Here is an 11,073-nt window from a genome sequence, read left to right on the forward strand (position 1 = left end):
AGTTGCCGTCATTGCGAAGGCTTTTGGACGGTATATATAAGTATATGATCCTGCCATTTTCGGCGGGTATGCATGGCTGATCCAGGGGACGCATAATTTTAATGCGTCCTTTTTTTAGTATGATGATAGCCGGTTCTGTTTTGTGACTTCTTTATCAGATGCAGAGCCGGTGGGAAGTTATTAGAATTTTTGTGATACCTGGAAAGAAAGAAAATGCTGAAACGAACACATAACTGCGGTGAGCTGCGAAGCAGCAATGTTGGTGAGAAGGTCCGTATGGCAGGTTGGGTCCATTCGTACAGGGACCATGGTAATCTGGTTTTCATTGACCTTCGAGACCGTGAGGGGCTCGTGCAGCTTGTGTTCGATCCTGAACAGCATAAAGAGGTGCATGCCGAGGCTCGCAAACTTAGGTGTGAGTGGGTTATTGCCGCTCAGGGCGAGGTTCGCAGACGCAGTGAGGGCATGGACAATCCGAAGATGGCGACGGGCGAGATCGAGGTGGCGATAGATGAGCTGGAGATACTGAATACGGCGAAGACGCCGCCTTTCGATATCGATTCGGTTAACGAGGTGAATGAGGAAACTCGGCTGAAGTACCGTTTCTTTGATCTTCGCCGGCCCGCGATGCAGGAGAAGATGCGTGTGAGGCATCGTGTTGCGAAGATGGTGCGGGACTATTATGACGACAACGGGTTCTGGGAGATCGAGACGCCGATGCTGGGCAAGAGCACGCCTGAAGGTGCGAGAGACTTTCTTGTGCCGAGCAGACTCTACCAGGGATCATTCTATGCACTGCCTCAGTCGCCTCAGCTTTTCAAGCAGATACTGATGGTAGCGGGCAGTGACAGGTATTTCCAGATCGTCCGGTGCTTCCGTGATGAGGATCCGCGGGCGGACAGGCAGGCAGAGTTTACGCAGGTCGACGTGGAGATGAGTTTCGTCGACAGTGAAGATGTCATGAGCGTAAACGAGAAGCTCGTTGCTGACATATTCAAGAACGTGCTCGATGTTGATGTTTCACTGCCCATCAAACGGATGAGCTATAAGCAGGCGATCGATGAATACGGTATCGACAGGCCCGATCTGCGGTTCGATATGCGTTTGCATGAAATTACAGATATTGCCGCGAACGTCGATTTCAAGGTTTTTACTTCGACAGTCAAAAAGGGCGGTATTGTCAAGGGACTTTGTGCTCCGGGCGGGGGCAAGTTCTCCCGCAGGGATATCGAGAAGACGCTGACGGAGTTTGTCAACGGATATGGAGCGAAGGGTCTGGCGTGGCTGAAGGTTGTCGCTAAAGAGGACGGCAGCGGGTTGACAGTAAACAGCAGTATTGCGAAGTTCTTCTCTGAGGAACAGCAGCAGGAGATCATCAGCAGATTCGATGCCAATGACGGCGATGTGATACTGATGGTAGCGGACAAAGAGGACGTGGTGAACAAGTCGCTTGCTCCGCTTCGTGTCAAGCTCGGTAAAGAGCTTGGGTTATGCAAAGAGGGCAGTTATGAGTTCGTGTGGATCGTGGACTTCCCGCTGTTCGACTGGAACGAGGATGAAAAGCGGTTCGATTCGCTGCACCATCCGTTTACGGCGCCGGTTCCGGAGGACCTGGAAAAGCTGGAAAGTGATCCTGGCAATATCCGGTCGCAGGCTTACGATCTGGTCGTCAACGGCTCGGAGGTAGGCGGCGGCAGCATTCGTATACATAACCCTGAAGTGCAGGCGAAGGTGTTTGACCTGCTGAATATTTCCCGCGAGCAGGCAGAGGAGCGTTTCGGCTTCTTCCTGAAGGCACTTGATTACGGTACGCCGCCGCACGGTGGTATCGCGTTCGGTCTTGACAGGCTTGTGATGCTGCTGACGGGTACGGACAATATTCGCGACGTGATCGCATTCCCGAAGACACAGCGCGGGCAGTGTCTGCTAACGGATGCGCCTGGTGAGGTAGACAAGGCTCAGTTGGACGAGCTCAACCTGCGGACGCAGAAGCATCTGCATGCTGTGGAAAAGAAACCGGGACAGGCGTAAATCATTGGCCAGTCATTTGACAGGTAGGTGTGATGCTTGATGCCGTTAAAAAATGGATCTATAAGGGGCTTCGAATTGTCGGTTTGAAGCCCCTTTCGATTGCTGAGAAGTCCCGGATCATGTTCGGCGGGGCGGTGATCCTGATCCTTACGGTGGCACTGTTGATACCCTATTTCTGGATGGGCAAGCTGATCGAGAAGAATGCGCTGGATGCGGGCAGGGCTGTTGCGGATACGGTTTATGAGCGACACTTCCAGATGGGTGAGGGCCAGATCGAAGGGCTTCCGGCGCTGGGGAGCGGGGGAAGGCTGCAGCAGAAGGATGATTTTGCTGTCAAGTGGCTTCGGCTTGAAGGCGGGGGCGATATTGTTAAGGATGATATGCCCGAACGCCACTATGAGGTTTTGACCGAATTGACGGCTGAGGAGGACGGGATGGATGAGGAGTCGTGGACGAGCACGGAGGGTGAGGCCGCCCAGAACAACTATGTCAAAATTGTACGTGCGAATGACGCATGCATCAGATGTCACAATCCTGACGGCTCGGGTTCGGCATTCAATCGTAATCAGGTCGTAGGTGCGATTATCGCCAGCACCCCCGCCCGAGAGCTGGCGAAAACGCAGTTGATGAATACGGTTGCAATAATAATTGCGGGTTTGCTTGCCGGTGCCGCGGCGGTGGTTGCGTTTTACGCGATCGCACAGCGGATAATTTTGCGGCCGATACGTCAGCTTCGTGCCCTGGTGAACAATATTGCGGACGGTAATTTCGATGCAAGAAGTTCGATCAGGACGGGTGATGAATACGAAAAACTAGCCAATGCTTTCAACCATATGCTGGACGTTCTACAGGAATCGCAGGAGAAACTACGTCACGCCAATGAAGAGCTGGATAACAAGATAGCGGAGCTTTCCGAACGTAATATCGAGCTGTATAAAGCGAATAAACTCAAGAGTGAATTTTTGGCAAACATGAGTCATGAATTCAGGACGCCTTTGAATGCGATAATTGGATTCGCTCAGTTGCTGCATGATCGGGCTGGGGCGGATGCCGAGAAGATGAAACGCTATGCTGAGAATATACTGACCAGCGGGAAATCGCTGCTCAGCATGATAAACGATCTTCTGGATCTGGCGAAAGCGGAAGCGGGCAAGATGATCCTGCACGTCGGAAAGGTCAATGTGCAGGAGCTTTGTCAGGGGCTGGCGGCGTTCTTTTCACCGATGACCGAACAGAAATCCATTAAGCTGAAGGTAGAGCCTTCTGAGGATGTGCCTCTGGTTACTACTGACGCCGGCAAGGTGCAGCAGATACTTTACAATTTTTTGAGTAACGCGATCAAGTTTACACCCGAGGGGGGCAGAATAGTTATTTCAGCGAAGATGATCGGCGAAAAGAAGGTGCGGCTGACGGTCAGTGACAGTGGGTGCGGAATAGCGGAGGCTCAGCAGGAGAATATTTTTGAGAAGTTCCGGCAGCTTGACGGATCGCTGACCAGGCAGGGTGAGGGCACGGGGCTTGGCTTAGCAATATGCAAGGAGCTTAGCGGTCTTCTGGCAGGCCAGGTTTCGGTAGAGAGCGAGTTAGGCGAGGGGGCAGCGTTCCATCTGGACATCCCTGTGGCATTGAGGGAAAAGAAACCACAGCAGCAGCCGAGTATAGACAGCTAACCATAAGCTTCAGGGGGTAATGGGGAGGGGCATCTACGAGGGCAGTTCATTTCTCATATGTGAGAATCTCTTCTCACATGTGCAAAGCCATTTTGTTGTGCGAAGATTCTGCGGACAAAGAATAAATGGCCATTTCCATAAAAACTATTAAGACGTACTAATTATTTGTCGAGCTTAGGCGGTTTTTGCCTTTGGGAACGGTCGTTCAAGTCTCGATGTATTTTGGGGGCATTTCTTTCGATTTTAGCTGTGGCGTTCTGGCACGGAGCTTGCGTTTATGTAATGGCGTCTGATAACGGAGAGGTCAGACAGTTTACGTGAGAGAGTGAAGGTTAGTGCTATCAGTTTTTTGGGAAGGAAAAGTGATGTTGAAATCTGCCTTAAGTACGATGCCGGTCAGCAGCGCAAGCAGGGTTGGGGATGAAGTTGTCAACGAATGCGATTTTGATGTGGTCGTTCAGATGCACATGCCTCTTTTAGCGGAGCTGGTTGGGGAATTTGAGAGCATGTGTCCCTGCAGGATATGCCGAGATGATCTTATGAGGGTTGCGGTGGTGAGTTTTCGTAATTCTGTCGAGGCTTACGAGTTCTGCACCGATGTGGATTACTGGGAATTCTGCAAGCCTGAAGTATCACAGTGCCTTGCGGATGCGGTTCGGTATGCCCTGTATGTAAATAGTTGTGATGCTGAGAAAGATTGCGGGAGAGTGGTATGGTAGCTGTCAAATCGATTAAAGAATCAAAATCGGATAAGCAGAACAAGTGCGGTTTTTTTGAGAAGGAAGGCGGACAGTTAGGTTTGGACGAGCGGAATGAGCTTCTGAAAAAGTTTCTGCCGCTGGTAAGAAGTATTGCTGCAAAAGTTTCGAGCTCGACCAGTTCGAATGTTGAATTCGATGACATGGTGAGCGTTGGCGTATTTGGTCTTATGAGGGCGATCGACAATTATGATCCGTCTCGTGAGGTTCACTTCAGCACTTATGCAAGGTCGCGGATCAAGGGTGCGATGCTGGATGAGCTTCGGCAGAGCGACTGGATACCGAGGCACACTCGAAGGCAGGTTAACAAATATAAGCGGGCGAAGTCGAAGCTAGTGGTTGATCTCGGACGTGAGCCGAAACAGCCTGAAATAGCGGCAGAGCTCGGCAAGACGATGGAGGAGTTCAGGAAATGGCAGTATCATCTTGAAACGACGAGTCTTGTGTCGCTGGATTCTTTGAGCGGGGGCAGTGATGACGAAGACGAGAAGCTGGGTTGGCTGGCTGATCCAGGCGGTTATGATCCTTCTATGCCTGTGCAGCAGGAGGATTCGAGGAACTATCTGACCAAGAGTCTGGGCAAGATCGAACGTCTGATCATAAAGCTTTATTACTACGAACAGCTTACAATGAGGGAGGTGGGCAGTATCCTGAAGATATCTGAGTCGCGGGTTTCGCAGATGCACAGTGACATTCTTGAAAGGCTGCGAGAACGGCTTGGCAGTAACGAGGAGTTCTATCACCTCGCCAGCTAGATTTGGTTAGGCGGATGGCTGCATGGATGTGGTAGAGGCTAAAGCTGGGGCATGTAGCAGTCGTAGTGGCGGCCGAACAGTCCGACGGCTCGCATTGCGAAAAGCATCAGCAGGACGGCAATGAGTTCACCGAGAAAGGCTGATGCTGCGATGATCATTGGCGGGCTGTCAAGTCGGCCGTAATCTGGGATGAGTATCTGTGCGATGACCGCAGCAGCTACCAGCAGGAACACCAGCGTGTAGGGTTTGAATGCTTTGGCAATGGGGCGGAGCGTATTTGCGGGCACGAAGGCCAGCCAGGGTGATTCTGAGGCGGTGAGGTTCAGGAGCATCATCGGGAAGAGGAAAAAGCCTGCGACGAGAAATGTTATGCGGACGAGGGCAGGGACCGGGACAGGTGTGCTCATCAGCATTGTGAGCAGTAGTATGAAGGGAAGCTGGGAGAGAATGAAGGCGACGATGAAGAAGTAATCGGCCTTGATGACGTTGCCGAAGAAGGCGAAACCTGAGTTGATGTCATCGGAATCGGGCATTTCGTCGACGCCGTAGACGGTGTCTTCGATGAGTCGCATGTAACACCAGAATACGCAGCCGTAAGCGATGACGGTCGTGATCTGGCCGATAGGCATCTGCAGTCGGAAGCCGGGGAAGGTGGCGGAAAGATCTACGTGGCCTATGAAGAATTTGAAGGCGACGGCGGCGAATATGAAAACCATGAATTTTAAGTTGCTGCATCGGAAAAGCACCTTCCAACTGTCTCGCAGAGCGGCGGTGTAGAAGCCGGGCAGGGGTGTGTCGTTGGTGTACTGCTCGTCAGCGGGCTCTGGATTTTCGTAATCGCTGGCTTGTTCAGGGGAGATCGTGAATATGCTGCCGCACATTTTGCACTGGACCTTTTTGCCCGCGTGGGAGTCGGGTACGGTGTAGGTTTTATTGCAGCCGGTACAATCTACGTTCATGGTTTGCTGGTTATCAGCTCACTCCTATGTCGGATACGACGTTCATTGCGTCTACGAATGACTTCTGGTCGTTTGCCCACTTTTTCGCTTCGAGAAGATCGACCTTTCCCTGTTTGACAAGGCGGGCGAGGTGGCGTTCGAGGGTGATCATGTTTTCGTCGACTCGGTCGCGGGTCTTGGTTTGGAGGAGGGAATAGAGCTGTTCGATTTTTGCGTGCCTTATGAGGTTTGAGACAGCATAGGTGTTGTTCAATATTTCCATTGCGACTATACGACCTTGACCGTCCTTGCGGGGGACGAGCTTCTGGCTGATCACGTATGCAAGGCCGAGGGAGAGCTGGCTGCGGACTTCTTCCTGGCGGCCGGACGGGAAATAGTCGAGTATCCTTGTAATAGTGCCGGTGACGTCGCGGGTGTGCAGTGTTGAGAAAACCAGGTGGCCCGTTTCGGCTGCGGTGAGGGTCATTGCTACGGTTTCCGGGTCACGCATTTCGCCGACGAAGATTACGTCGGGATCCTCACGCATCATGGCGCGGAGTCCGTCGGAGAAGCTGTTTACGTCTCGGCCTACTTCCCGCTGAGAAATGACCGAGTGCTTCTGGTCGAATACGTATTCGATGGGGTCCTCGAGTGTGATGATGCGGCATGCACGGTTCTTGTTGATGTAATTGATAAGAGAGGCAATCGTGGTGCTTTTTCCTGCGCCGGTTATGCCGGTAAAGAGCATGAGCCCCTGTTTACGGTTTACTACTTCCTGCCACATATTGCTGGGAAATCCGACATCTTTGGGCTCGGGAATCTCTATGCCCAAGGCACGTATCGCGGCGGAGAGGCCGTCATTTTCGCGGAACACGTTGATGCGGTATTGGAGTTTGCCGTGGCGGTATGAGCAGTCTACGCTGCAGTCCTTGTTAAGGCGGTCGACCTCGCGTGGTCCGATGAGGGGGTAGATGAGTTTCCTGGCGAGATCGTCGGTCATGACCGCGCCTCGCATTCTTACGAGGTCGCCATCGACACGGTAGGCGGGCTGAGTGCCGATCTTGATGTGCAGGTCGGAAACTCTCATCGCGCCATGTTTTTCAAAATAGGCAAGCATATCGGTCATGCTCAGCTTTACGCCGTCACCGCCGGGATATATCTTGTCGTCTACTGAATAAGAGAAATAGTCCTGATCAGTCATAAATAATCCTCTGAAGTTCGCTCATAATATAGGGCAGCTCTAACAATTCATTTTGGCGGACAAGCGAATCTTTTTGATTCCGAGCGGCGTCAGACAAAAACCGCTTTAGCTACAACTAAAGCTGATTTGTCTTCCTTGCCGGAACGCAAAAATCTTCTACTTGCCGCTCAAAAGCAATTATTAGAGCTACCCTATATAATACCGTTATCGGCTTTTTGTTACCAGAAAATTAGAGTTCCGGTGGTATTACATGGAAATGGCGGGTGGAAGTCATCAGGGCAGTGATAGTCGGCGGTACGGTGTGGACAAAAACAGTTGCATATGTGTGGTAAGGCATTATACTGTTTAGCGAACCGGGATTAAGCAATGGCGAGGCAGTAATGAGACCAAGAATTCCCAGAATTGTCGTGATCGGCCCATCTTACGTCGATATGGCGATCAAATGCGATACGTTTCCATCGGCGGGGGAATCTGTGGAAGGGACCGGTTTTTCCTACATACCAACCGGTTCGGGGGTTGTAAGTGCAATAGAGGCATCACTTTGTGATTGCGATGTCAATCTGATCAGCAAAGTTGGTGACGATTGCCAGGGGCAGACTATTCGCTCGTATTTAGAAGAGAAAAAAGTGAGTACGGAATTCGTCTATACGGCCCAGGCTATCAGTACCGGTGCGATCGTGACGATGGTTAACGGAACCGGTGAGAATATGTCCTGTGTGGCAGAAGGGGCCAATCGTTCATTGCAGGTTGACGAGATCAAGGCGGCCCCAACTGAGCAGTTGATATCCTCTGCGGATGCCTGTCTTATCCGTACGGGGGTTTCGCGTGAAATAGGCAGAGCGGCCATACAATTGTGCAAGCTGTACCAGACGCGTGTGGTGCTTGAACTGCCAATGGAAACCAGGGACGAAACCGAGTTGGAGTTTCTTGACTGGCCCTCAGACTTTTACGATGTGGACGTACTTATTCCCGATGTATCAAACGGCAGCCTGGTCAGTGACCCGGCGGTAGGAATTGTTCACAATCTTAAATTCCTCGGGTCGGGACTGGTTGCGAGGGGGGTTAAGTACGTTGTGATAAAGATGGGACACCGGGGCTGCTGTGTTGTAAGCAGGGACGGCGTGGATCAGATACGAGGTTTTTCGCTCGAGGGCGTGATAGAGCAGGGTGCCAGCGGTGACGCTTTTGCGGGTGCTTTGGCAGCTTCATGCGGTGCGGGAGACCAGATCAATGATGCTGCCAGGTTCGCCCAGGCAGCATGCGAACTGGCAGGCCAGAAGTTCAGCACGCCGGATTCTCTTCCACGGAAGGCAGAGATAATTGAGTTGCTGCAGAGTCAGCGGGATTGACCTGGATGGAAAACAACGAGTTGAAAGCTTTTACAAAGCAGAATACGCAGGTTCGGGCAGGTGAAATATTACGCGCACTTTGTGACAGGCGTGAAATACGTCTGTTTCGATGCACCGTTATAGGGGAGCTGGACGCCAATAAGCTGCTTGACCCTGAAGGTGAATACAATTGTGACGATCTGTCCGTTGACCGGCCAGCCTTCCATGCATGCCTTCGATTTGAACAGAAGATCCATTTCAATAGCTGCAAGTTTCTCGAAAACGTATGTTTTGCTTCTCCGTGGGACACTCCAAAGGCACTGAAAGCCGTTTTTGCTGGGGACGTAGTATTTAATTCATCCATTTTCTGCGGACAGGCTTTATTCGCGAATGCGACTTTCAAACAGTTGGCCGGCTTTGACGGTTGTGAATTCCAGAAGGTTACAGCTTTTCGCAATTCGTTGTTCGAATCGAGGGCGATGTTCCGAACTGCGCACTTCGCAGGATATGGGCTTTTCAGCGGGGCTCGTTTTGGGGGTGACAGCAGGTTTACGAATACCTGTTTCGGCAAAGGTGCGAATTTTTCGAAGACGAAGTTCTGCACCGCGGTGGACTTTGCCGGTGTGTATGCGGAAAGTCGAGCCATACCCATTTTCGAGGATGTAGAATTCACGCGTAAGGGGCGTGGTGACGATGAGACCTTCTGGCGTTTTATCAAGCAGGCGTCACAGGAGGCGGGCTATTATAGAATGGCCGGCGAGTGCTTCTACAAGGAGCGCTGCGCGCATTTATGGAAGAAGTTCAGAGGTCCGGATGATGAGGTTGAACGCGGCAAACGCATTGCGGTGCGGTTACTGAGAGGTTTGCAGATACTGCCGGAGCTTGTATTTGGTAGACTGCTTTTCGGTTATGGGGAAAGGCCTATACGGGTGCTGATCGCAGGTGCGATAGTCATTATAGCTTGCGGAATCTTTTATGAGTCGCCATTGGCCGATCTTTCGGGCAGACTGGCTACTGAGTCAGGGCATTATTCTCTGGTTGACGGCCTCTATTTCAGCGTGACGACGTTTACAACGGTAGGATTTGGAGATATACATCCTGTAGAGACTCATCTTCTTACTCGTTTTGTGGTGATGCTCGAGGCAATGACCGGGGCGGGTTTGACGGCGCTGTTTATTGTGGCACTGTCAAAGCGGTATTCCAGGGGGTAGAAGCTTTGTGGCGGTGTTTGCTTAGTCTGCAGACGAGGAGATCGGGTCGGTTTTTGTCAGCGGCGGCCGGGATTATGGCGCGGTCTTCATGTAGCCACTTGTAGCGACCATCAGCGCATCTGAGTCGATATTTTATGCAAGGCAAGGTTTCACTTTTGCAGGTTTGCGTGTCATATTGTGCATTAAGACGGTCGGCATCTGCAGGATGCATAAGTGAATAAAACCATCCGGGTCCCTGCCCTTTGAGATGGGCGGCGTCGTAACCTGTCAACAGTTTTACTTCAGGGGCAGCATGCCTGAAGGCATAGGTCTTAAGGTCCACTGCAAGTACACATGATATACTATCGATCATTTTTAAGTTCCCTAAGGTCGTTTATGGTCGATTATTAGTCCCAAAATGGTAGATCAATGAGTTCGCAACTGAACCTTATGGTCGTAAGAAAAGAGACGCTAATTTGAGTAAAAAGCCATAATTGCTGAGAATCCCCGAACAATCCGGGAGGAATTGGAAATATAGCTTTATGTAGTCTTGTGTAGAGCATTGCAAGAGATGACCTTGACAGCAGGTTCGGCAAAGAGTATATGTAAAGTATAGAGCACCGCAAAAGTTTTGTCAGATCACTAGTTCGCTCGAAAGGAAGGCGAGGAGAATGAAGGACAACGTAACCATCATAGCAGTGCAGAGAGATGTCGATGAGCTGGAATCTTTGCGTAAGGGCCTGCATCGTGCTGGTATCGCGAACGAGGTCAAACATTTTGGGGAAATAAGCAAAGCGGAAAACTTTTTCGATTCGCTTGGCGATTCTGAGGGGGCTCATCCGGGGGCGTGCTATCTGCTTCTTGTAGACGCTGAAGGAGCAAACGGCGAGGCTGAAGATTTCATTGCGAAGCTTAAGCAAAGCGCTGCTTTGAAACGTATGCCGATCCTGGTTCTTTCAACTGAGGATGACGAAGCGGCTACCGAGAAATGGCATTCGATGGGCTGCAGTATCTACCTATCAAAACCGTCATCTCCGGCCGATCTGATTGATGCCATACATAAACTGGGGTTGTTCCTTGGGACAGTTGAGATACCTCAGGTTGGCAGTACTTCGTAAGCGGGACGTTTCGTGTTTGGGGGTTGTGTGACAGTTGCGTAGTGCATTGACTGCACAAGTTTTTAGTTTATTCTTTTTGTTCAG

The 11,073-nt window shown here is 51.2% G+C and carries 10 protein-coding genes; 7 read left to right on the top strand and 3 right to left on the bottom strand.

From position 1 onward, the window contains the following. The first annotated feature begins 213 nt into the window (after nucleotides 1-213). From aspS to STSP2_RS10405, 4 genes are all read left to right on the top strand, one after another. Nucleotides 214-2,031 (top strand): aspartate--tRNA ligase, encoded by a 1,818-nt coding sequence (gene aspS, locus STSP2_RS10390; protein WP_146662427.1) that lies wholly within the window; start codon nucleotides 214-216, stop codon nucleotides 2,029-2,031. A gap of 32 nt (nucleotides 2,032-2,063) precedes the next feature. Then, entirely contained in the window at nucleotides 2,064-3,701 is a 1,638-nt protein-coding gene (locus tag STSP2_RS10395; protein ID WP_146662429.1) for a sensor histidine kinase, read from the top strand. A gap of 365 nt (nucleotides 3,702-4,066) precedes the next feature. Next, on the top strand, nucleotides 4,067-4,420 hold the full coding sequence (locus tag STSP2_RS10400) for a hypothetical protein (RefSeq protein WP_146662431.1): 354 nt from the start codon (nucleotides 4,067-4,069) through the stop codon (nucleotides 4,418-4,420). Beyond that, complete coding sequence (locus tag STSP2_RS10405; protein ID WP_146662432.1) at nucleotides 4,414-5,214, top strand: sigma-70 family RNA polymerase sigma factor; 801 nt, start codon at nucleotides 4,414-4,416, stop codon at nucleotides 5,212-5,214. Before STSP2_RS10400 ends, STSP2_RS10405 begins: the two co-directional genes overlap by 7 nt. A 38-nt stretch (nucleotides 5,215-5,252) precedes the next feature. Here STSP2_RS10405 and STSP2_RS10410 read toward each other — a convergent pair whose 3' ends face one another. Both STSP2_RS10410 and STSP2_RS10415 read right to left on the bottom strand, forming a co-directional pair. After that, nucleotides 5,253-6,173, bottom strand: coding sequence for a DOMON domain-containing protein (locus STSP2_RS10410; RefSeq protein ID WP_146662434.1), 921 nt, complete (start codon nucleotides 6,171-6,173; stop codon nucleotides 5,253-5,255). A 13-nt stretch (nucleotides 6,174-6,186) separates the two neighbouring features. Beyond that, nucleotides 6,187-7,353 (bottom strand): type IV pilus twitching motility protein PilT, encoded by a 1,167-nt coding sequence (locus STSP2_RS10415; protein ID WP_146662436.1) that lies wholly within the window; start codon nucleotides 7,351-7,353, stop codon nucleotides 6,187-6,189. Nucleotides 7,354-7,733: 380 nt separating this feature from the next. Here STSP2_RS10415 and STSP2_RS10420 point away from each other — a divergent pair, with 380 nt between their 5' ends. Further along, entirely contained in the window at nucleotides 7,734-8,702 is a 969-nt protein-coding gene (locus STSP2_RS10420; RefSeq protein WP_146662438.1) for a PfkB family carbohydrate kinase, read from the top strand. Nucleotides 8,703-8,707: 5 nt separating this feature from the next. Beyond that, nucleotides 8,708-9,892 (top strand): potassium channel family protein, encoded by a 1,185-nt coding sequence (locus tag STSP2_RS10425; protein ID WP_146662440.1) that lies wholly within the window; start codon nucleotides 8,708-8,710, stop codon nucleotides 9,890-9,892. Here STSP2_RS10425 and STSP2_RS18100 read toward each other — a convergent pair. Next, entirely contained in the window at nucleotides 9,855-10,244 is a 390-nt protein-coding gene (locus STSP2_RS18100) for a PAS domain-containing protein (protein ID WP_146662442.1), read from the bottom strand. The genes STSP2_RS10425 and STSP2_RS18100 overlap by 38 nt on opposite strands. Nucleotides 10,245-10,542: 298 nt before the next feature. On the opposite strand from STSP2_RS18100, the gene STSP2_RS10435 reads away from it, so the two are divergent. After that, complete coding sequence (locus STSP2_RS10435; protein ID WP_146662444.1) at nucleotides 10,543-10,989, top strand: response regulator; 447 nt, start codon at nucleotides 10,543-10,545, stop codon at nucleotides 10,987-10,989. The last annotated feature ends 84 nt before the right edge of the window (nucleotides 10,990-11,073 follow it).

The organism is Anaerohalosphaera lusitana, from assembly GCF_002007645.1.
GTDB lineage: Bacteria > Planctomycetota > Phycisphaerae > Sedimentisphaerales > Anaerohalosphaeraceae > Anaerohalosphaera > Anaerohalosphaera lusitana.

Coding starts and splice junctions, on each gene's coding strand:
- STSP2_RS10410 (WP_146662434.1), bottom strand. CDS start 6,173: ATGAACGTAGATTGTACCGGCTGCAATAAAACCTACACCGTACCCGAC.
- STSP2_RS10395 (WP_146662429.1), top strand. CDS start 2,064: ATGCTTGATGCCGTTAAAAAATGGATCTATAAGGGGCTTCGAATTGTC.
- STSP2_RS10425 (WP_146662440.1), top strand. CDS start 8,708: ATGGAAAACAACGAGTTGAAAGCTTTTACAAAGCAGAATACGCAGGTT.
- STSP2_RS10400 (WP_146662431.1), top strand. CDS start 4,067: ATGTTGAAATCTGCCTTAAGTACGATGCCGGTCAGCAGCGCAAGCAGG.
- STSP2_RS10405 (WP_146662432.1), top strand. CDS start 4,414: ATGGTAGCTGTCAAATCGATTAAAGAATCAAAATCGGATAAGCAGAAC.
- aspS (WP_146662427.1), top strand. CDS start 214: ATGCTGAAACGAACACATAACTGCGGTGAGCTGCGAAGCAGCAATGTT.
- STSP2_RS10415 (WP_146662436.1), bottom strand. CDS start 7,353: ATGACTGATCAGGACTATTTCTCTTATTCAGTAGACGACAAGATATAT.
- STSP2_RS18100 (WP_146662442.1), bottom strand. CDS start 10,244: ATGATCGATAGTATATCATGTGTACTTGCAGTGGACCTTAAGACCTAT.
- STSP2_RS10435 (WP_146662444.1), top strand. CDS start 10,543: ATGAAGGACAACGTAACCATCATAGCAGTGCAGAGAGATGTCGATGAG.
- STSP2_RS10420 (WP_146662438.1), top strand. CDS start 7,734: ATGAGACCAAGAATTCCCAGAATTGTCGTGATCGGCCCATCTTACGTC.